20 protein-coding genes, 1 tRNA gene and 2 pseudogenes are annotated in these 23,990 nt (G+C 65.3%); 13 read left to right on the top strand and 10 right to left on the bottom strand.

All coding sequences use genetic code 11. The annotated features are described in order from the left end of the window. The 3 genes and pseudogenes from J6500_RS18965 to chpT form a co-directional block, all read right to left on the bottom strand. Window positions 1–82: pseudogene (locus J6500_RS18965) on the bottom strand (chemotaxis protein CheW); the annotation flags it as partial. An 18-nt stretch (window positions 83–100) separates the two neighbouring features. Then, window positions 101–2,824: a hybrid sensor histidine kinase/response regulator gene (locus J6500_RS18960; RefSeq protein WP_225714208.1), complete on the bottom strand. Its 2,724-nt coding sequence runs from the start codon at window positions 2,822–2,824 to the stop codon at window positions 101–103. Window positions 2,825–3,016: 192 nt separating this feature from the next. Continuing rightward, complete coding sequence (gene chpT / locus J6500_RS18955; protein ID WP_225714207.1) at window positions 3,017–3,664, bottom strand: histidine phosphotransferase ChpT; 648 nt, start codon at window positions 3,662–3,664, stop codon at window positions 3,017–3,019. Window positions 3,665–3,813: 149 nt separating this feature from the next. Here chpT and cysQ point away from each other — a divergent pair, with 149 nt between their 5' ends. Continuing rightward, window positions 3,814–4,641, top strand: coding sequence for a 3'(2'),5'-bisphosphate nucleotidase CysQ (gene cysQ / locus J6500_RS18950; protein WP_225714206.1), 828 nt, complete (start codon window positions 3,814–3,816; stop codon window positions 4,639–4,641). On the opposite strand, the gene J6500_RS18945 is transcribed toward cysQ, so the two are convergent. Further along, window positions 4,642–5,106, bottom strand: a complete 465-nt coding sequence (locus tag J6500_RS18945; protein ID WP_225714205.1) for a YHS domain-containing (seleno)protein — start codon at window positions 5,104–5,106, stop codon at window positions 4,642–4,644. A gap of 153 nt (window positions 5,107–5,259) precedes the next feature. Between J6500_RS18945 and J6500_RS18940 the strand changes: the two genes are divergently transcribed. The 3 genes from J6500_RS18940 (at window position 5,260) to J6500_RS18930 (ending at window position 7,498) form a co-directional block, all read left to right on the top strand. Next, on the top strand, window positions 5,260–5,862 hold the full coding sequence (locus J6500_RS18940) for a DUF1134 domain-containing protein (RefSeq protein WP_225714204.1): 603 nt from the start codon (window positions 5,260–5,262) through the stop codon (window positions 5,860–5,862). Window positions 5,863–6,004: 142 nt separating this feature from the next. Then, window positions 6,005–7,288 (top strand): coiled-coil domain-containing protein, encoded by a 1,284-nt coding sequence (locus J6500_RS18935; RefSeq protein ID WP_225714203.1) that lies wholly within the window; start codon window positions 6,005–6,007, stop codon window positions 7,286–7,288. Window positions 7,289–7,423: 135 nt separating this feature from the next. Continuing rightward, window positions 7,424–7,498: transfer RNA gene (locus tag J6500_RS18930), tRNA-Val, on the top strand. 105 nt (window positions 7,499–7,603) lie between these two features. Here the strand turns inward: J6500_RS18930 and J6500_RS18925 are convergent. After that, a complete protein-coding gene (locus J6500_RS18925) occupies window positions 7,604–7,963 on the bottom strand; it encodes a hypothetical protein (RefSeq protein WP_225714202.1) in 360 nt (119 codons plus the stop codon). 174 nt (window positions 7,964–8,137) lie between these two features. Here J6500_RS18925 and J6500_RS18920 point away from each other — a divergent pair, with 174 nt between their 5' ends. Further along, complete coding sequence (locus J6500_RS18920; RefSeq protein WP_225714201.1) at window positions 8,138–8,509, top strand: DUF4118 domain-containing protein; 372 nt, start codon at window positions 8,138–8,140, stop codon at window positions 8,507–8,509. A gap of 146 nt (window positions 8,510–8,655) precedes the next feature. Then, window positions 8,656–8,871, top strand: a complete 216-nt coding sequence (locus J6500_RS18915; RefSeq protein WP_225714200.1) for a hypothetical protein — start codon at window positions 8,656–8,658, stop codon at window positions 8,869–8,871. Between the two features lie 332 nt (window positions 8,872–9,203). Here J6500_RS18915 and J6500_RS18910 read toward each other — a convergent pair. Next, window positions 9,204–9,716 (bottom strand): annotated as a pseudogene (locus tag J6500_RS18910) (hypothetical protein); the annotation flags it as partial. A gap of 50 nt (window positions 9,717–9,766) precedes the next feature. After that, complete coding sequence (locus J6500_RS18905) at window positions 9,767–11,314, bottom strand: acetolactate synthase large subunit (protein WP_225714199.1); 1,548 nt, start codon at window positions 11,312–11,314, stop codon at window positions 9,767–9,769. Between the two features lie 222 nt (window positions 11,315–11,536). Between J6500_RS18905 and J6500_RS18900 the strand changes: the two genes are divergently transcribed. The 3 genes from J6500_RS18900 (at window position 11,537) to J6500_RS18890 (ending at window position 14,469) form a co-directional block, all read left to right on the top strand. Continuing rightward, the gene (locus J6500_RS18900; RefSeq protein WP_225714198.1) at window positions 11,537–12,112 is read left to right on the top strand and encodes a L,D-transpeptidase; all 576 of its coding nucleotides are present in this window, start codon (window positions 11,537–11,539) and stop codon (window positions 12,110–12,112) included. Between the two features lie 93 nt (window positions 12,113–12,205). Beyond that, on the top strand, window positions 12,206–13,006 hold the full coding sequence (locus J6500_RS18895; RefSeq protein WP_225714197.1) for a DUF2927 domain-containing protein: 801 nt from the start codon (window positions 12,206–12,208) through the stop codon (window positions 13,004–13,006). Window positions 13,007–13,473: 467 nt separating this feature from the next. After that, a complete protein-coding gene (locus J6500_RS18890) occupies window positions 13,474–14,469 on the top strand; it encodes a LysR family transcriptional regulator (protein ID WP_225714196.1) in 996 nt (331 codons plus the stop codon). A gap of 79 nt (window positions 14,470–14,548) precedes the next feature. Here the strand turns inward: J6500_RS18890 and J6500_RS18885 are convergent, their stop codons facing one another. Next, the gene (locus tag J6500_RS18885; protein WP_225714195.1) at window positions 14,549–14,788 is read right to left on the bottom strand and encodes a hypothetical protein; all 240 of its coding nucleotides are present in this window, start codon (window positions 14,786–14,788) and stop codon (window positions 14,549–14,551) included. A gap of 554 nt (window positions 14,789–15,342) precedes the next feature. Between J6500_RS18885 and J6500_RS18880 the strand changes: the two genes are divergently transcribed. The 3 genes from J6500_RS18880 to J6500_RS18870 all read left to right on the top strand — a co-directional run bounded on the left by J6500_RS18880 (window position 15,343) and on the right by J6500_RS18870 (window position 19,400). Next, complete coding sequence (locus tag J6500_RS18880; RefSeq protein ID WP_225714194.1) at window positions 15,343–16,491, top strand: ABC transporter substrate-binding protein; 1,149 nt, start codon at window positions 15,343–15,345, stop codon at window positions 16,489–16,491. A gap of 258 nt (window positions 16,492–16,749) precedes the next feature. Further along, window positions 16,750–17,952 (top strand): calcium-binding protein, encoded by a 1,203-nt coding sequence (locus J6500_RS18875; RefSeq protein ID WP_225714193.1) that lies wholly within the window; start codon window positions 16,750–16,752, stop codon window positions 17,950–17,952. 251 nt (window positions 17,953–18,203) lie between these two features. Further along, entirely contained in the window at window positions 18,204–19,400 is a 1,197-nt protein-coding gene (locus J6500_RS18870) for a calcium-binding protein (RefSeq protein ID WP_225714192.1), read from the top strand. Window positions 19,401–19,639: 239 nt separating this feature from the next. On the opposite strand, the gene J6500_RS18865 is transcribed toward J6500_RS18870, so the two are convergent. Both J6500_RS18865 and J6500_RS18860 read right to left on the bottom strand, forming a co-directional pair. Beyond that, window positions 19,640–20,770 (bottom strand): M48 family metallopeptidase, encoded by a 1,131-nt coding sequence (locus tag J6500_RS18865; protein WP_225714191.1) that lies wholly within the window; start codon window positions 20,768–20,770, stop codon window positions 19,640–19,642. A gap of 105 nt (window positions 20,771–20,875) precedes the next feature. Then, entirely contained in the window at window positions 20,876–22,009 is a 1,134-nt protein-coding gene (locus J6500_RS18860) for a DUF898 family protein (protein WP_249781563.1), read from the bottom strand. Between the two features lie 627 nt (window positions 22,010–22,636). Here J6500_RS18860 and J6500_RS18855 point away from each other — a divergent pair. Then, window positions 22,637–23,908 (top strand): cytochrome P450, encoded by a 1,272-nt coding sequence (locus J6500_RS18855; protein ID WP_225714189.1) that lies wholly within the window; start codon window positions 22,637–22,639, stop codon window positions 23,906–23,908. Window positions 23,909–23,990 lie beyond the last annotated feature (82 nt).

The raw sequence follows: 23,990 nt of genomic DNA, 5'->3' as shown, positions 1-23,990 counted from the left end.
GCAGGCCGAACAGCTGTCCGCCGATCACAGCGGTGACGTATTCCGCCATCGCCCCTTCGCCCGCTTCGGTCTTGCTGGTCATCGGTATCGTTTCCGTTGGTTAGGCTGCCCGCCGCATCTCGGCGGTCTGTTCCTTCAGCGCCGCGATCAGCCCGGGCCGGTCGAACTTTGCGACATAGTCGTGGAAGCCGGCCTGCCGGCCGCGCTCGATCGCCGCCGGCGAGACCATCGCCGACAGCGCGATGATCGGCATCGCATTGAGATTGTGGTCGCTGCGGATGTTCTCGGCGAACTCGAAGCCGTTCATCTCGGGCATCTCGATGTCGGTCAGCACCACGTCGAAGCTCTGGCCCGAGCGCAGCACGCTCAGCCCTTCCTGCGCGTTCTGCGCGGTGCGCACCTTGTAGCCGGCGGCCTTGAGCACCGGCGCCAGCATGTTGCGGAAGAAGGCACTGTCGTCGACCAGCAGCACCGACTGCGCGCTGGCCGAGGGCCGCATCTCCTTGCGCGAGAACCAGTCGGCGAACGCCATCGGCAGGAAATGGCCGACATCGATCACCTCGGTGGCCTGGCCCTTGATCACCGCCGAGCCGAGGATGCCGTCCTGGCTGCCGGCGACCTCGATGTTGAGCCGCTCCTCGACGATGTCGATGATCTCGTCGACCACCAGCCCCATCGAGCGGCCGTCGTCGGCGAACACCAGGATCGGCTGGGTGCCTTGCGTCTGCACCTGCACATTGGCCATCTGCACCAGCGGCATCAGCTGCTCGCGGTACTGCACCATGTAGCGGCCGTTGGAGAGCTCGATCTTGTCGGTCGCGATCTCCTCCAGCCGGGTGACCAGGCTGAGCGGCACCGCCTTGGGCTGGCTGGAGCCGGCGCGGAACACCAACAGCGAGGTCAGCTGCTCGCCGCTGTTGGCATGGGCGCTGGCGCTGTCCTCGGCCATCTCATGGGCCGAGGAGCCGGAGGCGCCGAGCGCCTTGGCGATGCCGTTGGGGTCGATGATCATGATCACGGCGCCATCGCCCAGAATGGTGTTGCCGGAGAACATGTCGATGTGCCGCAGTTTCGTCGACATCGGCTTGACCACGATCTCCTCGGTGTGGAACACGCCGTCGACCACGATGCCGAAAGTCTGGCTGCCGACCTGGGTGACCACGATAAAGCCGTTCTCGGGATCGGAGGCCGCGCCGTCGTCGATCTTCAAGAGCTTCTTGAGATGGATCAGCGGCAGCAGCTTGTTGCGCAGCCGCAAGACCGCGGTGTCCTTGATCCGCTCGATGCGATGCTCGGAGTTGGCGCGGGCCCGCACCAGCTCGACGACAGACAATTGCGGGATCGCAAAGCGGTCGCCGCCGGCTTCGACGATCAGGGCGGAGACGATCGCAAGGGTCAGCGGGATCTTGATGGTGACCGAGGCGCCCTCGCCGGCGACGCTCTTGATGTCGATGGTGCCGCCGATCTGGTCGATATTGGTGCGCACCACGTCCATGCCGACGCCGCGGCCGGAGACCGAGGTGACCTGCGCCGCGGTGGAGAAGCCCGGCGCGAAGATGAACTTGTGGATCTGCGCCTCGGTCATCTTCTCCAGCTCGGCCTCGGTGACGAGACCGTTCTGGAGCGCCTTGGCCTTGATCCGCTCGGTGTTGAGGCCGCGGCCGTTGTCGGCGATGCAGATGATGATGTGGCCGCCCTCGTGATAGGCGGAGAGACGGATGGTGCCCTGCTCTCCCTTGCCGGCCGCGAGGCGCTCGGCGGTGGTCTCGAGGCCATGATCGGCGGAGTTGCGCACCATGTGCGTCAACGGGTCCTTGATCAGGTCGAGCACCTGGCGGTCGAGCTCGGTGTCGGCGCCGTGCATCTCCAGCTCGATCTGCTTGCCGAGTTCGCCACTGAGGTCGCGCACGATGCGCGGCAGCTTCTGCCAGGCATTGCCGATCGGCTGCATGCGCGTCTTCATGACGCCTTCCTGCAGCTCGGCGGTGACGTTGGAGAGCCGCTGCAGCGGCACCTTGAACTCGCTGTCCTCGTTGCGCCGCGAGATCTCCAGCAACTGGTTGCGGGTCAAGACCAGCTCGGAGACCATGGTCATGAGGTGTTCGAGGGTGTCGACATTGACCCGGATCGACTGGTTGGCGATCTTGTCGCCTTCCTGGACATCGCCTTCCGTCGCGGCCTTGCGGGCCGGCTTCCTGGCGGCCTCCGTCGGCTCGGCTGCGGGCGCTGCGGCGGCCGGCTTGGCAACGGGCACGGGCGCGGGTATGGCGACTTCGGTCTCGGTCTCGCGGAACGCGCGCTCGAGCTCGTCGAGCGAGACCTCGCCCGGGCGCAGCGGACGCTCCAGCGTCTGCGCCACCAGCATGCCCGCGGTGACGTCGGGCTGCACCGACGGCGCCTCGACGACGGGGATGCCAGCTTCAGATTCAGCAGCAGACATTGCCGCCATGCCGTGCTCGACCATGGCTTCCAATTGATCGATCAGGTCGCGGTCGTTGCCCTCGGGCTCGGCCTCGGTGGCCTCGAGCCCCGCCAGAATCTCCTTGATGCGGTCGATCGAGGACAGGATCAGCGTCACCGCCTCGGCGCGCACCGGCATGCCGTCGCGGAATTTGCCCATCAACGTCTCGCCGGCATGCGCCAGCGCTTCCAGCCGCGGCAGACCGAGGAAGCCGCAGGTGCCCTTGATCGTGTGCACCAGCCGGAAGATGTTATCCAGAATCTTCGCGTTGTTCGGATCCTGCTCGAACTGCACCAGCTGGTTGTCGACCGTGTCCAGGCTTTCGCTGCTCTCCGTCAGGAACTCGCGCAACAGATCGTCCATGAAACCAACCTTCAAATACGCAGCAGCGCGCGACATCGACGCGCCTGACGGAACCGGGCCAGCTTCTCCGCAAAGCGTTTAAGTTTGGTTGAGCAAATGGAAAAGAACGGGATCAACAAAGACATAAGGCCGCGCGATCAAATCGCGCGGCCCTTAGTAACGCCTGATTAACGAAATTCGCGCGGGGCCGCTTCAGGCCGCGGCGACAACCACCTTGTCGCCGTCGAGCACGAGCGTCACCTTCAGCCCGCAGGCCTCAGCCAAAAGGCGCGTGTAATGCGGCTGCACTGCGTGCGCATCGACCGTGTTCGACGACGTCCCGCCGAGCAGATCGACGATGTTCTGCGGCACGCGCGCGTTGAGGCCGGCGGACGTGATGCGAAAACTCATCGTCTCGCCCTCGCCGACCGGATCGATCGTCAAGGTGCCGCCACGCGGAATCGTCTGCTGCGCAATCACCAGCATGTTGAGCAGCAGCTTGACCCGATTCTTGGGCAGCAGCAGCCGCGGCAGATTCCAGCTCAGCGTCAGCTTGCCGTCCTCGAGATGGCCCTTCGCCATGGTCTGAGCGTCGCCGAGATCGATCTGCGCGCCGGACGAGCCGGCGGCGCCGAATGCCAGGCGGCAGAACTGCAGCCGTGCCGAGGCGGTCTTCGCGCTCTTGCGGATCAGATCGAGCGCGAAGTCGCGGTCCTCGGGCTTGGGATTGTCGTCGAGGACCTCAAGCCCATTGACGATCGCGCCCACCGGACTGATGAGATCGTGGCAAACCCGCGAGCACAGCAGCGCCGCGAGTTCGAGTGCATCGGGGGCGGGGCCGGGAGACGAAGTGCCAGACATTGATTGTTCCTGGAAAGCCGCACGCCGCGGGAGGAGTGCGAATCACGCATGCCTGTGGGCTTGATACACCGCGAAGACGCATGCTGCCAGCTTGCGGCGGGACTGCTAAGGGAACACGAACAGAATATGAGACTTATGAGACTTGGCCCATGAATGAGGCACGTTCCCCGGCCATCGGCTGCGAGAGCGCAGCGGCGCTGCTCGAATCACTGACGGAACTGGTGATCCGGGCCGGCGAGGCTATCCTCGCCGTGAACCGGTCCACGATGAATGTTGCCGGCAAAAGCGATGGCTCGCCGGTCACCGAGGCGGATCTCGCCGCTGATCACGTCATCGTCGAAGGGCTGGGGCGGCTGGCGCCGCATGTCTCATTGCTGTCGGAGGAACGCGTCCATCTGGCGACGCCGCCCTACAAGGACAGCTTCTTCCTGATCGATCCGCTCGACGGCACCAAGGAGTTCGTCGCCGGCCGCGACGAATTTACGGTCAACCTGGCGCTGGTCACCGATGGCGCGCCGCTGCTCGGCATCGTCGGCGCACCTGCACTCGGATTGATCTGGCGCGGCATCGTCGGCAAGGGCGCGGAGCGGCTGACGCTGTATCGCAGCACGATTGCGCAGGCCGTGCCGATCAAGACCCGTCCGTGTCCGCCGCGCGGTCAGCCGTGGACGGTGGCCGTCAGCCGCTCGCATGGCGATGCGCGCACCGAAGGTTTCATCGATGCGCGCGGCAATGCAGTCCGCGCCGTGCTGGGCTCGGCCGTCAAGTTCGGCCGCGTCGCCGAGGGCGAAGTCGACATCTATCCCCGCCTCTCGCCGACATCCGAATGGGACGTTGCTGCGGGTGCCGCAGTCGTCGTCGCGGCCGGCGGCAAGGTGACCGACGGGAATGGCGGCCCGCTGCATTTCGGGCTGGGCCGCGAGAATTTCCTGGTGCCGGAGTTCATCGCCTGGGGCGACCCAGGCGCGGCGCCCTGACTATCGTGCGAGACTTTGCTGCAGGTCCGGCCAGCGCCCCCTGGCCTCCTTCAGGAAGCGCGCCGGATCGGCGGCAAAGGCGTCGCGGCTGGTTTCCCGGTTGAACAGATAGAGCCTGTTGCCGGCGACCACCCAGAACCGCGGATTGCCGGCACAGGCGACGCCGCGCACGAGGTCGGTCGGATCGTAACCGCCGAACTGCGGACCATAGATCTCGGGGTGGGCGACGAACGAGGCGCGGTTGCCTTCGTTGCGGAAGCGCCAGATCGCGCCGGCTTCGGCGGCTTCGAATTCCGGCCGTCCCTGGGTGGCGGCGGCATCGGTGAAATAGGCGACGGGATCGAAACCTTCGATCGCCAGTCCCGAATAGCGGTTGGTCACCACGCGCTCAGTGGTGGTGGCCCAAGCGGCCGCATCAGGGCCGATGGCCGCCAAAATGCCCGCCCACAGGCCGAAAAACGCCATTCCACGGCACCAACCATATCTTTCCTGCCGTTGTGCCGTCATAGTTGCTACCGATAACATCCGAGTCGAGGGGACACCGGGCGCAACCTAGAGCCGTGCTTGTTGGCGTCAGGTTAAGGGCAACACCCGGAATTTCGATAGCAGGGGTTCTTAATGAGATTCGCATCACGCCTTGCCGCGGTCGCGTTCGCCGCGCTGATGTGCTGGACCGCGGGGGCAGCCGCGCAGCAGCCCCCGCCGCAATATCCGCCGCCACAGCGTGAACCGACCCCGTATACTTACGGGCCTGATGAGCTGGTCAACGCCGGGCACAAGTTCTTCGGCAATGTTTCGCGCGGGCTCGCCTCGGTGATCGAGCGTGCGGTCAGCCAATGGGGCCTGCCCAACGGCTACGTGCTCGGCGAGGAAGGCTCCGGCGCCTTCGTGGCCGGCCTGCGCTACGGCGAAGGCACGCTTTACACCAAGAACGCCGGCGACCTCCGGGTCTATTGGCAGGGTCCCTCGGTCGGGTTCGACTGGGGCGGCGACGGCGCCCGCACCATGACGCTGGTCTATAACCTGCCCTCGACGCAGGCGATCTATCAGCGCTTCGTCGGCATCGACGGCTCGGCCTATATCGTCGGCGGCTTCGGCATGACCGCGCTGACCTCCAACAACATCGTGCTGGTGCCGATCCGCTCCGGCATCGGGCTGCGGCTCGGCGCCAATGTCGGCTACCTGAAATACACCCCGCGCGCGACCTGGAACCCGTTCTAGGCGGTCGCCCGGACAGGTGATCGCGGAGCGCTCAATCCGACACGGTTAGCGATCAACGTTAACGCGGCAAACGGGCTGGCCTTGGGCCGGCCCGCCGTGGCATTGTGATTAACAATTCCTTCTTTGCCTGGAGTGACCCTTCATGATCGAACCGATCATGTACGCGGCGATCGGTTTCCTGATCTCGATGCTGTGTGGCCTGATGATCGTCCCGCTGGTGCACAACCGCGCGGTGCGGCTGACCACGCGGCGCATGGAGGCGGCCACTCCGCTGTCGATGGCCGAAATCCAGGCCGACAAGGATCAGCTCCGCGCCGAGTTCGCGATGTCGGCGCGCCGGCTCGAGATGAGCGTCGACCAACTCAAGAGCAAGACCACCAGCCAGCTCGCCGAGCTCGGCAAGAAGACCGACGCGATCAACCGCATGAAGATCGAGCTCAGCGAGAAGAACGCCACGATCTTCGCGCTGGAGGCGCGCGAGAAGGCGATGAAGGAGCAGCTGCGCGCCACCGAGGAGGAATTCTCCGCCAAGTCCGAGCTGCTGCGCGCCGCCGAGCAGGCACTGGCCGACAAGCAGAGCGAACTTGGCAAGATCAACGCCGAGCTCAACGACCGCGCGATGACCGCCGACAGCCGCCAGATCGAGCTCGTCGCGGTGCGGACCCAGGTCGAGGAGCTGCGCAACCGGGTCGGCGATGCCGCCAGGGATTTCGCGGCGACCGAGGCCCGCCTCGCCCAGGAGCGCAGCCAGTCGGAAACCGTCACGCGCGACCTGACCGACGCACGCAGCCGGGTCGAGAATCTGAGCCAGCGCGTCACCGATCTCGACCGCCAGCTGGTCGCCCAGGTCAAGGAAGCCGAGATGCTCGGCAATCGCGTCAACGAACTCGAGGACCGGCTCGCGACCCAGGGCAAGCTGCTGGCCGAGCGCGAATTCGAGAACGGCCAGCTCAAGCAGGCCAACGCCGCCGCCGAGCGGACAGTGCAGCAACTGCGCGAGGAGATCGCCGCGACCAGCGGCGGCATGTCGCCCGCGCTCGAGAAGCTGCGCCAGGAGAAGGCAGCAGCCGAGGAGCAGCTGCGCATCGCGCGTGACGAGCGCAGCAAGCTGCAGCGCGACATCAACGCGATCCAGCAACAGGCCGAAAGCTCCTGGGCCACCGAGCGCATGGAGAACGCGCTGCTGCGCGAGCGCATCAACGACATCGCCGCCGAGGTGGCCAAGCTCGCGATCCAGCTCGAGGGCCCGAATTCGGCGATCGAGGCCATGCTGGCGGCCGAACCGACGGTGCCGGCCAAGACCGGCGCAAGGCCCGCCAACGGCGCCACCTCCGGCAACGGGATGCCCGAAGGCGGCGGGACGCTCGCCGAGCGCATCCGGGCGCTGCAATCCCACGCCTCCCGCGCCCGGCAGCAGGGGGCCTGATTTCAGCCCGTCATTCGAGGTCTTGTCGAGGTCTTGGCTTGACACCCCTACCCGGCACTTCGTAAATCGCACGCTCTGACGAAGCGCCTTTTCGGCCGGCCACCAACCAGCGGCCTTTGACGCACGTCATATCCCGGACGCATAGCTCAGCGGGAGAGCGTTCCCTTCACACGGGAGAGGTCCAAGGTTCGATCCCTTGTGCGTCCACCATTCGGTCTCATGAACCCTGCTGGGTGCGCTCGCCGGCATTCTGGTGCCGTCAGGGACCGCCTGATCCAGAATGTCGAAAAACAACCCCATGCAAAGGCGCGCGGCTCAGGGCCGCGCCTCGCGCGGCGACGTCGACGCGTCCGGCGGGCGGCGGTTGAGCGCGCCGAGCAGGTCACGGACGGCGCCATCGAATTCTTCATCGGGCCGGGTGTTGCGGTTGACCGGTTGAGCGACAGCCGGTTGATGCTGGCGACGGCGGCCGGTGACGTCGTCATTCGCGGCAACCAGAAGGCGCTCCAGATTGATGGCGTCAGTTCCGGTGCCGGCCACGGCCGCGTCGCCCCAATGCGACTGCCTCTTGTCGCCCCGCGCGGCACGGCGGCGACGGCGCGAGATCATCTCGCGCACGCCGTAACCCGCACCGAAGCCGATGCCCATCGCGATTAGAAGGATCAGAAGTCCCATGGCATTGTCCCCGCGATCTCCCGCCGCGACGCAATAAGCCGACACAATGAGGCAGCGGCTTGACCATGCCGCGACGCCCGGCGGGAAGCCCCGGGCCACGGATTCCTACGGGCTTTTATTTGCAAAACTCCTCCGCTACCTTCCCGGACCTCGCGGGGGCGCGGGGGAACCGCAATGCGCAAGAGCAACGACTACATCCTGAGCCTGCGGCCATGGTCGTTGCCGACATTCGCCGTCGCGCTGCTGGCTGTAGCTTTTGCCGCCGTGCTGCAGGAGGTGTTCGCGACCATCGGCCTGCAGCTCTATTTCGCCGGTTTCGTGCCCGCCATCCTGGTCGCCGGCCTGCTCGGCGGAGCACCTGCCGGCGCCTTTGCCACCATCATCACGATTCCGATCGTCTGCTGGGGGTTCCTGCCGCCCTATTTCGAGTTCACCTGGCCTACCGCTGCCGACTACGACAGGATTTCGATATTCCTGCTGTCGAGCGCGCTGGCGGTCTCGTTCTCGCAACTCTACCGGGAAGCGCTCATCATCTTGCGGAAATGAGCCGGTAGCGGGCTGCTCCCAGGCGCGATACCTATCCATCCTCCCGTCATCACGCACCGGTCACGGACAGCTGATCCGTGCAGCGGAACCCTGCGACATTCTGTCTCGTTGAGGCCCGCCGCTAAACCAACGGGAGACCCCATCCGATGCGAACACTGATCCTCGCCGCCACCGCCGTGGCTTTGCTGTCGTCCACCGCGCTCGCGCAGGACAAGGCCGGCGCCAGCCCGGCGCCCGCTGCGCAAAGCGCCGACACCGCCACGAAAGGCGAGGCGAGCAAGATGGCGCCGAAGAAGAAGGCGAAGAAAACGGCCGCCAAGAAGTCGAGCGCCAAATCCGGCGACGATGCAGCCAAGCAATAAGCAGAAGCGCGCCAAACGCGCCGAAGGCCGCCTCGGGGCGGCCTTCTCGCTGTCTCGGCGTGGTTGCTCGGCTTCGTCGGCGCCGCGATCGGGATGCGCCGATGTCGGGCGCCGATGAAGTGAAGTGCGCGAATTGAAAGTGCGGAAGGGGGAGCGAAAACGAAGCGAAACCGGTGATGCGCACCGCCATCGGATCGTACTGAAAAAGACCACCAGCCTCAGAAATTGCTCCACCTTCCGCGCCTTACTTGTGGCGCACGAATGTGAGCGGCGCATGACCCAAACGGGGTATCACGGCAAACACCGAACTCAGAATTAATGGGGGCCATTGTCGCGCGCGCAAGTGCGCTGTCGCGCAGCCGCTCGGCAAACCAGAGCGATGCAATGCGTTCGACGACGCCGCCGACATAGACCTCCGTAAATCCCACGCCGCTGCGGCCAAGCGTGAGCAGCACACCGGTGGCAAAGGCGAACCAGACATGCGGGTCGGTGAGCGCCTGCAGCTTGTGCAGATCGTGCTCGATCGGCTGGTGATTGCTGTCCTTGCGGACTTCGATCGCGAGCAGATTGTTGGGAATGTCGCGCTGATGCACCACGATATCGGGATAGATCGACTTGCCGAGATGGTCGTCGGTCGAGATGATCGAGCCGCGCGGCAGCCGCAGCGTGCGCTCGCCGAGCCGGTCGTAATTGCAATCGACCTGCCAGCCGGAAAATTGCCGCTCGACATACACCGCGAGGCGGTGAGTGAGTGTCCGCTCGCCAAGGTCGCGCTCCAGCAGGAACTGCTCCTGCGCGTAAAACTCGGCCAGGGCGGCGATCACCTTGTTCAGTTCGGCCTGCATGACGCCTCCGACTGCACGGGCCGCCGCCGCGGCCATTATTGATCCCGCGTCTACATCTGCACTTCGATCAATCGCGGACCGGGCTCCGCGACGGCTTCCGCCAGCGCCTTGTTGAACTCATCCGCCGTCGTGACGGCACGGGCCGGCACGCCCATGCCCTTGGCGAGCGCGACGAAGTCGAGCGTCGGACGGTCGATCTTCAGCATGTCCTGCGCGCGCTGGCCCGGCTCGCCGGCGCCGACGCCGTCGAACTCGCCGCGCAGGATCTGGTAGATGCGGTTGGCGAACACGATGGTCACGACATTCAGTCCCTCGCGGGCCTGCGTCCACAGCGACTGGATCGTATACATCGCGCTGCCGTCGCCGACCATGCAGATCACCTTGCGGTCCGGACAGGCCACGGCGGCGCCGGTCGCGACTGGCGTCGAGAAGCCGATCGAGCCGCCCATGTTCTGCAGCCAGTCGTGCGGCGCGGCCGCCGCCGTCGGCGGGAAGAAGCCGCGTCCGGTGGTGACTGATTCGTCGACCATGATCGCGTTCTCGGGGATCGCGCAGGCGATCGCCTGCGCGATCGTGGCGTGGTTGAGCGCGCCGGTCGGCTTGACCAGTTCTTGCAATTGTTGCGGTTTGACGTCCTGCGCCGTCGCATGCAGCGCGTTGGCGAGCGCCTCGAGCGCGGCGACCGAGTTCTCGCCCCACGAGGTCATGCGATGCACCTCGCAGCCCTCGGCCTTCAGCATGCTCGGCTTGTTCGGATAGGCGAAGAACGCCACGGGATCGTTGGCCTCGACCAGCACGATGTGACGGAAATTCTTCAGGATCGGCAGCGCCTGCTCGATCACATAGGGGATTCGGTTGATCGAGAAGCGGCCGCGACCGCGCGCCATCCGCGGGTGATAGGTCTGGCCCATCACGGTGCAGCCGGTCTTGCCCGCGATCCGCTCGGCCAGCGCGAGGCCCTGCTCGGTCAGCGCGCTGCCGGTGACGAGCAGCAATGTGTGCGCGGCGTCGCCGTGCAGGATCTTCGCCGCGGCGTCCACCGCCTGCGGCGAGTAGCTCGGACGCTGCGTATCGGCCGGCACGTCGGCAATACCGTCGGCCTCGTTCCATGCGGTGTCGGCGGGCAGGATCAGGGTTGCGATCTGCGGCGGCGCGCTCTTCGCCGCGGCGATCGCGGCAGCACCATCTGATGCGACCGATTTGGCATCCGGCGAGGTGCGGACCCAGGACGACATCGGCCGCGCCAATCCCTCGATGTCCGAGGTCAGCGGCGCGTTGTAACCGATGTGATAGGTGGCGTGCTGGCCGACGATGTTGACGATGCCGGAATGCGCCTTCTTGGCGTTGTGCAGGTTGGCGAGGCCATTGGCGAGACCGGGCCCGAGATGCAGCAGCGTCGAGGCCGGCGTTCCCTTCATGCGGAAATAACCGTCGGCGGCGCCCGTCACCACGCCCTCGAACAGGCCGAGCACGCAGCGCATGCCGGGGACCTTGTCCAGCGCGGCAACGAAATGCATCTCCGACGTGCCTGGATTGGTAAAGCAGACGTCCACGCCGCCCGCGACCAATGTCCGCACCAGGCTTTCCGCACCGTTCATGGTCTCGCTCCCGTTTCGAGATGTTCTTGAGGTCGGTCCAGATCAACCATTCTTCATCCGCTTCGTCAAAGGCTTGGCCCGGCAAGGCAGCTATCGCTTAGGGTGTGTTGCCTTTTTAAACCGTGTTGCCGGAAACTGGGTGCGCTCACGGCTTCGTCGCTTGCGAAAGGCCGTCAATTGTGGCCTGTCTGGCCTCATATTTGATTGTTCGCGAGGACGATGATGATGCGCCCGATTGCCCTGATGTTGGCCGCGCTCACGGTAGTGGCCGGCAGCGGCCAGGCCTTGGCCGAGAGCACCGATTTCAACGACTTCTTCGGCGGAAACTCGGCCATCTACTCCGGCAGCCGCGCCAGCCCGATCCCGCGCACCATCGTCACCTACCCGACCAAGTACGCGCCCGGCACCATCGTCGTGAACACCGCCGAGCGCCGGCTCTATCTGGTGCTGCCGGGCGGCGAGGCGCTGCGCTACGGCATCGGCGTCGGCCGCGACGGCTTCCGCTGGAGCGGCGTGCACCGCATCACCGCGAAGAAGGAGTGGCCGTCGTGGACGCCGCCGTCCCAGATGCTGCGCCGCCGCCCCGATCTGCCGCGGCACATGTCCGGCGGTATCGACAACCCGCTCGGTGCCCGCGCGATGTATCTCGGCTCGACGCTCTACCGCATCCACGGCTCGAACGAGCCGGAGACGATCGGCCAGGCGGTCTCGTCGGGCTGCTTCCGCATGACCAATGACGACGTCACCGACCTCTACAGCCGGGTCTCGGTCGGCACCACCGTGGTGGTGAAGAACTGAACGTGACGATTTCAGGGGAACCCGGCGCCGCCACGCGGCATGTGCGCTGATGCCCGCTTGCGCTGCCGCAAACCTTCCGGCAGCGTCGCTCCAATGTCCCGACATTCTGCCTCGACGCTGCTCCTTGTTGCGCTTGTGCTCGCCGCCCCGGTTGCGGACGCCATCGCGCACGCGGCCGTCGCCGAGGTTCCGGCGATCGCCGCACGCCAGCGCCACGAGAAGAAGGTGTTCACCGACACCGAGATCGTCGAAGGCTTTCTGAAGACCGCGTTCGGCGCCGAATACCATCTCGCCGGGCGGGTCGATCGCATCCGCAAATACGACAGCCCGGTGCGCGTGTTCGCCGACGGCAAGCGCGCGGACCGCAAGGCTCAGCTCGCCAGGGTCGTCGCCGACATCCGCGCCAAGGTGCAGCATCTCGATATAGCGATGACCGAGGACAGCGAGGCCGCCAACGTACAGGTCAAGCTGGTGCACGACCGCGACCTCTATCGCACCATTGCCGGCTTCTACGGCCAGGAGCGCGCCAAGGAAATCCGCTCCTCGCTCGACCCGCAATGCCTGTCCGGCTTCCGCAAGAACGAGAACTACGAGATCGAGCATTCCGACGTCATCCTGACCGTCGACAATGGCGACTTCGTCTTCCTCGACTGCGCCTATGAGGAGTTGCTGCAGTCGCTCGGCCCGATCAACGACACCGCGACCGTGCCGTGGACCATGTTCAACGACAGCGTCTCGATGGGCTATTTCGACGTCTACGACCAGTATCTGCTCAACATGCTCTACGACCCCCGCATCAAGCCCGGCATGACCGTGCAGGAGGTCAAGGCGGTGCTGCCGGACGTGCTCGCCGACGTCCGCGCCTGGGTGAAGAAGGTGAATCATCTGGAGTGAGGTGGTGGTCGCGCGTGATGGACGCGAAATAACCGCCGCACACACCGCCGTCGTCCCTGCGAAAGCAGGGACCCATAGCCACAGATGCTGATTGCCGCGACACGCTGGCAGGACGAGCCATTGCGTGGGGATGCAGAATGTACGGCGGCGCTTGACGCATAGGGCAACTCAAGTGGAGCATTCTGCCCCGTCATTCCGGGGCTCGCGAAGCGAGAGCCCGGAATCCATTCATCCACCAACGCTGCAGCCCGATGGATTCCGGGCTCGCGCTACGCACGCCCCGGAATGACGAGAGGAGAGGCGGTCGCAACCTGCCTCGCCTCCCCCAAGGTCCGCGCACGCGCCGAGGGCGTCATCGCATGACGTCCGGCCTGACGGCCGCCGCAAGTTGCAGCTGCGTCACACCGTGACCTCAACGCACGGTTCCGGTCGGATGTGCGGCCGAAACTGTGCTATAAGCGCGCCAGATGAGCGAGCTTCCCCGCACCCAGGCCCTGCGTTGCTTCATCACGGTCGCCCGTGAGGGCACCGTGTCGCGTGCCGCGTCGGTGCTGAAGCTGACCCAGCCGGCGGTGAGCCTGCAACTGAAGGGGCTGGAGGAGAGCACCGGCCTGCAACTGTTCAACCGCACCCCTGCCGGCTTCACGCTGACGGAGGCCGGTGTCGCGCTGCTGCCGCTGGCGCACAAGGCGGTGGCCGCGGCATCCGACTTCAAGGCGACGGCGGATGCGCTCAAGGAGGCGCAGCGCGGCACGCTGCGCGTCGGCACCATCCTCGATCCCGAATTCACCCGGCTCGGGCCATTCGTGCGCAGCCTCGCCACCTCGGCGCAACGCACCGAGGTGTTCCTGCGCCACGGCGTCAGCGACGATGTGCTAGCGCAGGTCGGCCGCGGCGAGCTCGATGTCGGCTATTATGTCGACGCGACGCCGGCGGACCAGCTCGCGCATCACAGCTTCGCCGAGCGCACCATCGAGGACGGCCGCTTCGTGCTGGCGCCGCTGCTCAGCTATGACTACCGCGTGATCGCGCCGATGGGCTGGAGCGACAGGGTGATGGGCAAGGGCTGGAGCGAGCTGGCGCAGCTGCCCTGGCTCGCGACGCCGCTGCATTCCGGCCACCGGCGGCTGCTCGACGACATCTTCCGTCCGCTCGGCGCCCTGCCGAAACGCGTTGCCTTCACCGACCAGGAGGAGGCGATGATCGACTTCGTCGAGTCAGGCATCTGCCTCAGCCTGGCGCGCGACGTGGTGCTGGCGCCGCGGCTGGCGCGTCCCAGGCATTTCGTGGTCGCCGACAAAGTGAAGATCACCTGCGACCTCAGCCTCGCCTGCCTCGCCGCCCGCCGCCACGAGCCGACCATCGCGCAGGCCTTCGCCGCGGTGCGCGTGGTGTGGAACATCAAGCCGGCGGTGACGGGCGCCGGAGCCGCGCGAACGCGCAAGGTGGCAAAGCACGTATAGCGCACGGCGCGGCCATCTCACGGCCGGTCGGCATGCGCGACGACAATCGGCAAGTTGGAGCTCCGCAAGTTCGAAAGACCTATTGCTGCGCCGAGAGGGCCGAACCCGGCAACGGCGCGAATTGCAGCTCTGCGACCGCCGACCGGGCATAGGCGCTTGCGAGCAGGATCATGATGCGAATGGCAACCAACATGGCGCGTCCCTTTTTCTTTCCGGCTTCGCCCATGAATGCAGCAAACTTGTTGCCGGCCGGTGAGGAAGTCTGGTTGCCGAGGCGTTGAACGCGTTGGTAAGCGGCCGGTTTACCCGTCTCATTCATGAAGTGAAAACCGTGTTGGCCGATCAGCTGGACGGCTAAACGCAGGGTTCACCCTCACACGGGCATTGTCGCCGCAATCAAGAAGGCGCAAGCACAATGCCTGTTTTCAGAATATTTATTGCCTGCATGTCGATCTTCCTTGCCGGCCTTTACATCTACGATGCCGGCTTCGGCGACGGCGGCCCGTTCGCGCCTCCGGTCGAGACCGTCGTTGCGCGTCGCTGGCCGGGCGTAGACGCATTCCGTCCCGGTACGAATGTCACTTCCGCAGCGCCGATCGATGCGACTCCGGCGGCGCGCGTGCGGGAGACATTTGCGATGTTCAACCCAAGGGGCGCAAGACGCTGCCGGCACCTCGAACAGCCGTGCGCCTCGTGAGGCGACTTGCTCCGCTCGGGAAAGCAATGGCGCCGCGGCTTGCGTAGCTCGATCCGCCCGCTGTCCCCAATCCGTGGGACAGGCGCCATCATCAGAATCAATATGATGCAGGATCGGCCGTCCGTCGGCTATCATCGGCGCACAGCAAACAAGACAAGTTTCCGGGAGGATTTGCAATGAAGCTGGCCATGGCCGGACTTTGGATATTCGCGAGCGCGGCCCTGATCGCGTCACCTGCGCAGGCCGACATCAAGGTCGGAATCGTGGTCTCCGGATCCGGGCCGGGCTCGGCGCTCGGCCAGCCGCAGATGCGGGCGATCGCCGCGCTGCCGAAGGAGGTCGGCGGCGAGAAGGTCACTTACATCGCGCTAGATGACGAATCCGATCCGACCAAGGGCACGCAGAACGCCCGCCGCCTGGTGATCCAGGACGGCGTCGACATCCTGATCGGCTCCTCGCTGACGCCGGTGACGATGCCGATGCTCGACGTCGCCTTCGAGTCCAAGACACCGATCATCTCGCTGGCCGCGGCGACCGCGATCGTGCAGCCGATCGACGACAAGCGGCGCTGGGCGTTCAAGGTGGTGCCCAATGACGATCTGATGGCGTCGGCGATACTGAAGTACATCGCCAAGTCCGGGATCAAGACGCTGGGCTATATCGGCGTCTCCGACGGCTATGGCGAAGGCTACTACAAGGAGGTCTCCAAGCTGGCGCCCGGGCTCGGCATCACCGTGACGACGCATGAAGTCTATGCGCGGTCGGACACCAGTGCGATGGGACAGGCGCTGAAGGTGATCGCGACCAACCCGGAGGCGGTGTTCATCGCCTCGGCCGGCACGCCCGCGGTGCTGCCGCAGGAGGCGCTGCGCGAGCGCGGCTATGCCGGCAAGATCTTCCAGACCCACGGCGTCGCGTCGGAAGAATTCATCAAGCTCGGCGGCAAGAATGTCGAGGGCGCGGTGTTCACCGGCGAGGCCTTCACTATCGCCGACGATCTGCCGGCGAGCGATCCGTTCCGGCAGGCGCACGACGAACTGGTCTCGGCCTACCAGAAGGTCAACGGCGCAAAGCCGAACATCTTCGCCGCGCATCTGTGGGACGCCGTCACGCTGTTCAAGCGGGCGGCGCAGAATGCGCTCAAAGTCGCCAAACCCGGCACGGCGGAATTCCGTGCCGCGCTGCGCGATGAGCTGGAGCGCGGCAAGGACGTCTATCTCAACAACGGCCTGTCGACGATGAGCCCGACCGATCACAACGGCTATGACGAGCGCTCCGCGTTTCTGATCAAGGTGGACGGCGGCAAATTCCGCCTGGTGAAGTAGCACGCAGACGCGCCGGCGTTGTCACGCTGGCGTGCTTTTGCAAGCGGATCATCGAAGCTTCACGAACGTGCAGCCTGCGATGGCGATCTGCATGATCGTCACTGCGGTTCCGCGCGATCAAACTCTCTCCCTATTTCCTGCAAATCACTGCCATCTACCGAAAGTAGATTCGCTCCCGGTGAAGCGTGCCGACAACGCGTCTTGCGAAAACGATGCAGGCGTCAGGCGCGCTTCCGACAATGAACCGGGAGTTACGCCATGCAGCATCTGCCGAACGATACCTACGACGTCACCCTCGACCAATTTGGCCAAATCGCGACCGTGTCCGGAGACCCCGGCTTTCCGGCATCCACCGACGTCGTGGGCGGCAACGACTCGGTGACGGCCACCGTCACCGAGCTCAATACCAGGCTGACGATCTTCGGCGACGACCACACGATGCTGCTTGGTCATTCGCAGGGCGGAAACGACTCGCTGTTCGCCGACATCGGCGGCGGCTGGAACACGGCCGTCGTGGTCGGTGATACCCAATCGATGATCGACGATGCCAAGGGCGGCAACGACACCATCGTCGCCGATGCCCACGGCACCGTCTACACGACGGTGTCGGCGTACGGCGATGCCGCGGCCGACATGTCGGGCAATGCGCATGGCGGCAATGACGACATCACGGGCTCGATCGGATGGCGCGGCGGCGCCAACCTGTTCGCCGGCGATGCCGGCGGTTCCATGATCGACACCTCGCACGGCGGCAACGACACGCTCGATGTCAGCGTGCTCACCACCGACGGCGTGGCGACTGTCAGCGGCGACGCCATCGGTTCGTTGCGCGGCCTGGCCCATGGCGGCAACGACAATCTGACCCTAACCCTCGACGGCGACAGCGCCATTTCGGGCGGAACTCTGTCGGGGGATTCGTCGACCTCGCTGATGGATATCAGCCAGGGCGGCGACGACGTGCTCACTGCCAAGCTCGACGGTCAAAATACGGATGCGGTCTCGCAGATGTACGGCGATGCGCCGATCATGGAAGGCAACTCCCATGGCGGCAACGACATCCTCAACGGCAGCGCGGGCCGGGATTTCATGTATGGCGATGCGTGGACTTACAAGCCCGCATCATCAGGCTCGATCACCGGCGGCATCGATACGCTGAACGGCGGCGCCGGCAACGACCAGATGTGGGGCGGAGGCAACAGCGACTTCTTCGTCTTCAACGCCGGCTCCGGCAACGACACGATCAACGACTTCGATCAGGGCAACAAGGCCGTCGGCAGCACCGCGGTGGAACACGACCTGATCGACGTGCAAAGCTACGGCTTTGCAGACTGGACGGCGCTGTCGAAGCTGATCAGCGACAATAGCGCCGGCGATGCCGTGATCCATCTCTCCGCCAACGACTCGATCACGCTGGACGGTGTTCACGCGGCGAACCTGCATCCGACCGACTTCATCATCTAGAGAAGGCTGCACAGGAGCGACGACGTCGTCCCGGTGACGTGCGGGACGACGTCACGATGCGACCACGCGACAACGAGTTCCGCTGCGCGGCGCCGCGAAACCTGTCGCAATCAAACTCTGTCCCGAATTCCAGCAAACCTCTGCCATCGAGCCAAACTAGAGTCGTCTCCGCGAAGCGTGGCCGCAACGCGTCTCGCAATCAATTTGCCGACGTCAGGCCCGCTTTCCGACAATGAACTGGGAGTTACGCCATGCAACATCTGCCGAACGACACCATCGACGTCCTGCTCGACCAGTTTGGTCAGGTCGAAACCGTCTACGGAGATCCGAACTTTCCGACCACCACTGACGCCTGGGGCGGCAACGACACCGTGACGGCAAGAGTCACCCAGCCCGAAGCCAATCTGACGATCTTCGGCGACGACAACACGACGTTGCACGGCCTGTCCCACGGCGGCAATGACACGATCACGGCCAATATCGGCTACGGCTGGAACACCGGCCTCGTAGTCGGCGATGCCCAGGCGATGACCGACGGCGCCAAAGGCGGCAACGACACGATCAACGTCGATTCCACCTCGATGTACACCAACGTGCACGTCTACGGCGACGTCGTCGGCGACATGACGGGTCACTCGCAAGGCGGCAGCGACACCATCACCGGCGCGAGCGGCTGGCGAGGCTACGACAATGTCTATGCCGGCGATGCCGGCGGTTCCATGAGCGGCACGGCGCGCGGCGGCAATGACTCGCTCGATATCAGTCTCGACACCCGGGAGGGCGCAGCAAGGGTCAGCGGCGACGCCATCGGCACGATCAGCGGTGATGCGCATGGCGGCAACGACAATCTCACGCTGACCATGAGCGGCGAGAACGTCTGGGCCGGCGCTGCGCTGTCGGGAGATTCCTCAACGTCCCTGACCGACAATGCCCATGGCGGGGACGACATCCTCTCCGTCAAGATCAGCACCGACTACACCGACGATGCGGCCGACCGGCTGTTCGGCGACGCGCCGACCATGTCCGGCAACGCCCATGGCGGCAACGACATCCTCACCGGCGGCGCGGCCAAGGATTACCTGTTCGGCGATGCGGCGAGCTATAGCCCCGCCACGCCGGGCTCGATCACCGGCGGCAGGGATATCCTCAACGGCGGCGCCGGCAATGACGAGCTCAACGGCGGAGCGAACAGCGACACTTTCGTGTTCAACACCGGCTCCGGCAACGACCTGATCACCGACTTCGACCAGGGCGCGGTCGGCAGCACCGCGGCCGAGCACGACCTGATCAACGTGCACGACTACGGGTTTGCCGACTGGACCGCGCTGTCGAGCCTGATCAGCGACAATGCTGCCGGCGATGCCGTGATCCATCTGTCGGCGAGCGACACCATCACGCTCGACGGCGTCCACGCGGCAAGCCTGCATCCGACCGACTTCATCATCTGAAGAAAGGACGTGAAAACGCCGGCGCGGCTGCCACCGCATGCGCGATGTCGTCCCCCGCGAAGGCGGGGGACCCAGTACGCCGCGGCCCCTCGGCCGATCACTGCGGCCTCTGGAATACTGGATCGTCCGGTCCCGTCTACGCCAAGGCTTCGACGGGGCTTGCGACGTTGGGCGAGCCGAAGCTTCAGCGTAGACGGCAAGCCGGCGATGACAGCCGGGTTTGCGGCGGAGCGCAGCAATTACAGCTTGCTTGCCCCTGCCCCCGCGCAGATTCCCTTCAACGCGCGCCACTCGGCTGCCGACAGCAGCGGCGCGCCGTTCAATTTGCTACCGGCATCGGCCTTGCCCATGCGCGCGAGACGGCCCTCGGACAGCGGATGGCTGGAGACGATCGACAGTCCCTTGCCGCCTTCGTTGCCGGTGACGCGGACCATCAGCTCGCCCATCGGCTTGGCGGGACGGCCGAGCCGGTGCATGGTCTCGATCGCAAAACTGTCGGCATTGGTTTCGGCGTCGCGCGAATAGGACGACGTCACCAGCGTGCGCGAGGCGAAGATCAGCGCGCCGGAGCCGGTGATGTCGCCGAACAACAGCCCGATCAGGAACGCGGTGCCGCCATTGTGGATCAGTTCGCGCATGCTGTCGCGATGGCGGAGATGGCCGAGCTCGTGCGCCAGCACGCCGGCGACCTCGTCGGCGCTTTCGGCCTTGGCCAGCAGTCCGTCGAACAGATAGACCTTGCCGCCCGGCAGCGCGAACGCGTTCGCGACCTGCGTCGCCAGCACGCCCGACTGCACCGATTTGTCGAGCCCTGCGGACTGCCGGAGCGCGCCGACCAGCTTTTCGAACGCGGCCTGCCCGGCGGGATTGTTGCAACGCTTGTCGCTGAAGATCACCTTGACCTGCGCCTCGGCGACGTCGCCGAGCCGCCGCTCGAAGGAGGCAGGCACCAGCGGCGTCAGCCGGTCGGCGGCGAGCGGCACGCCGAACAGCACCACCAGCACGATCGACACCGCCGCCGCCAGCGACCAGCCGACGATCGCGCCGACGCCCTTGCGGCCGGGCAGGTTTTCGTCGAGCTGCCGGCACAGCGCGATCACCGTGGCGGCGAGCTTCTCGTCGCGGATCTCGAGCCGCGCCAGCGCCGGTGCGGTCAGGCAGCTCAGCCGCAGCAGGCCGGCCGGACTGTCGGCGCGGCGAATGTCGGCATAGGCCCAGCGGGCCAGTCGCTCGCCGTCCTCCCTGATCTCGAGCGCGTCGGACAGTTTTGGTACGACCACGCGGCGCCGGTTCGACGTGCCGTCGAAATAGATCGCTGTGGCGCCAGGCGCGGGAGGTGCGGCATCGGCAGCGTCGCCATCCAACGTCATGATGCTAACACGCGATGAGGTTGGGTTGAATCGTCATCGCGCGTTAGCTCCTTGCTTCAGCATGATCTTTTCGGAAAACCGCTTCGCACTTTTCCGGATCATGCTCTAGAAGCCCCCGACGTCGAGACCGTCGGCGAAGCCTTCGCCGAGCGCATTGGCGAGCTCGCCGCGCGCGGTGACATCGGCGGCCGCCTGCAGATTGTGCACGATCGTCGTCGACAGCACGCGAACCCAGAGGTCGCGCATCAGATAGACCCGCATCACCACATTCATTGCCAGCGCAAAGGCAAGGTAACCGATGCCGAGCAGCACCAGCCACGGAATGCTCTTGGCGGCCGACTCGGCCTTGAAGAAGTCTTCGATCGAGGAGCCGTCCATGCTCGCCACCAGCAGCGTGCAGAGCAAGGCGTAGATTCCGAATACGATGCCGAGTAGCACGGTCCAGCCGATCACTTTCCAGTACAACCCGATCAGCGCGCTGCGGCGCAGGGTGGATTCGAGCCTGACACCGCCGAAGCGGATACCCGACAGCCACCAGCGCCACTCGACCGCCTTGAACGCGGCCCAGACGAACGGCGCCAGGAATACGGCGTACATCGCGAACGGTGCCAGCAGCCACAGCCACCAGCCCCGCTTGAAGAACTCCCACCCGCGGCCCTCGAACGAGCCTTGCAGGTCGCCGTAGTAGGAATGCCGCATCTTGTAGCGCTCGAGTGCGGCCTCGCGCCATGGCAGCGCCAGGCCGAGCGTTGCCAGCACCAGGAGGCCCCACAGCGCGGCCTTCAGCGCATAGACCCAGCCCGAGCCGCTCATCCAGAAGCGCACCCCGCGCCACACCGTGCGGGTCAGGCGATAGCGCCGGGCGCGGTAGATCGCGAACTGGCCGAACAGATAGAAGAAGGCCACCAGCGGGATCGAGGCGAACGCCTTGGCGTGCTCCGCCTCGATGCCGATGAGAAAATAGCCGAGATAGATCGGCACCAGGATCGCAAGCGCGACCAGGAAGCCGATCAGCAGCTCCTTGCCGCGCCCGGTATATTCCGGCGCGTCGCCGTCGATCTGCGTGTTCGACCAGAGATGACGGCGGATGTCGGTGACGAGCCAAAAGCGGTAAAAGCCCACCGTGACGAGCTCGAGCCCAGCACCGCGGGCCACCAGACGGAAGAACTCCTTCCGGCTCCCGGAGAACGCGACCGGCATCGGCGGCGGTTGCGGCGGCCCCAGCGGGGTCCAGCTCATGTCATTCACGGGATGGCTCCAGGACGGGACAATCTCTGCGTATCAAAAGCACAGATTTGTCGCTGCGAGTGTGATCCAGGTTTCACGCCGCGTCGAGAGCGCGGGCGCAGTTTGGGCCAAATGCAATCGGCTTGGATTAACGGGGTGTTGCGCGGAATGGTGACGCGTGCCCCGGGGCGCAAAACGGTCGTTGATGGAGGCGTGCGCCGTCATCATCGCTGTCATCCGCGGCTTACCCCTCTCCCCAACCCTCCCCCGCAAGGGGGGAGGGAGCCCACCAGCGTGCTCACCTCACGCTGCTGCGTCGAAGGACACGCCAATTCTTTGAGCCACGAGCACGGCTCGCAGGCTCCCTCCCCTCTTGCGCCCCCCTTGCGGGGGAGGGTGGGGAGAGGGGTGCCGCTTGCTCCCTCGCCGTTGTTGGCTCGGCGAAATCAAACGCCGTTTCAAACAACCCCCGGCCCTCCTCCGCCGCCACGGAAGGTCCGGAAACGGCCGCTTTGGTCGGCTACCGATGCGGCCAAATGTGCGATGAGGGCACTTGCGCAAACCCGGGAATGAGAATGTAATTCACTAAAACATCGGCCGGCGATGCCCCGGCCGACGAAACGGTTGAGGAGCCGCCACATGCACGGGACCATCGATCTCGTCAAAGACGCGAACCTGGACGCCGCGCGCGAGCGTGCCAACACGCTTGCGCTTGCCGATTACGATCCCGGCGATCCCGAATTGTTCAAGTCGGATACGTTCTGGCCCTATTTCGACCGGCTGCGCCGCGAAGATCCCGTGCACTACTGCAAGGACTCGATGTTCGGGCCGTACTGGTCGATCACCCGATACAACGACATCATGGACATCGAGACCAACCATTCGGTGTTCTCCTCGGCCGCCTCGCTCGGCGGCATCACCATCCGTGATGTGCCGCCGGATCTGCGCCGCGAGAGCTTCATCGCGATGGACCAGCCGCGCCATTCGGCGCAGCGCAAGACCGTGGCGCCGATGTTCACGCCGACCCATCTCGACGAGCTCGCCGTCAACATCCGCAAGCGCTCGGCCGAATGCCTCGACAATCTGCCGCGCGGCGAGGTGTTCGACTGGGTCGACAAGGTCTCGATCGAACTCACCACGCAGATGCTCGCGGTGCTGTTCGATTTCCCCTGGGAGGACCGCCGCAAGCTGACGCGCTGGTCCGATGTCGCGACCACCCTGCCCGGCGCCGGCGGCCTGGTCGCCACCGAGGACGAGCGGCAGGCCGAACTGATGGAATGCGCGAGCTATTTCGCACGGCTGTGGAAGGAGCGCAGCAACCAGCCGCCGAAGAGCGATCTGCTCTCGATGATGGCGCACAGCGAAGCGACGCGGAACATGGACCCGAAGAATTTCCTCGGCAACCTGATCCTGCTCATCGTCGGCGGCAACGACACCACGCGCAACACGCTGTCCGGCAGCATCTATGCGCTGAGCAAGCATCCGGAACAGTATCGCAAGCTGAAGGCGAACCCGGCGCTGATCGACAGTTTCGTGCCGGAAGTGATCCGCTGGCAGACGCCGCTCGCGCATATGCGGCGTACGGCGCTGGCCGATTACGAGTTCCGCGGGCGCCAGATCAAGAAGGGCGACAAGGTCGTGATGTGGTACGTCTCGGGCAACCGCGACGAGGAAGCGATCGAGCGGCCCTACGAGTTCGACATCGAACGCGCCCGGCCGCGCACCCACATCTCGTTCGGCTTCGGCATCCACCGCTGCGTCGGCCTGCGCCTCGCCGAGCTGCAGCTCAAGATCATCTGGGAAGAGATCCTCAAGCGCTTCGACACCATCGAGGTGGTGGCTGAGCCGCAGCGGGTGTATTCAAGCTTCATCAAGGGCTACGAGACGCTGCCGGTGCAGATTGCCGCGTGAGAGGCAAGCATCAGCTCTCGTGTTGAAACATTTGAATCGCTTGGCCTGAGTCAGGAAGGCACGAGCGGATGGGTTCCCTTCC

It is taken from the genome of Bradyrhizobium semiaridum, from assembly GCF_020329505.1.
Lineage (GTDB): Bacteria > Pseudomonadota > Alphaproteobacteria > Rhizobiales > Xanthobacteraceae > Bradyrhizobium > Bradyrhizobium semiaridum.
This window is presented reverse-complemented; position numbering and strand designations above follow the sequence as displayed.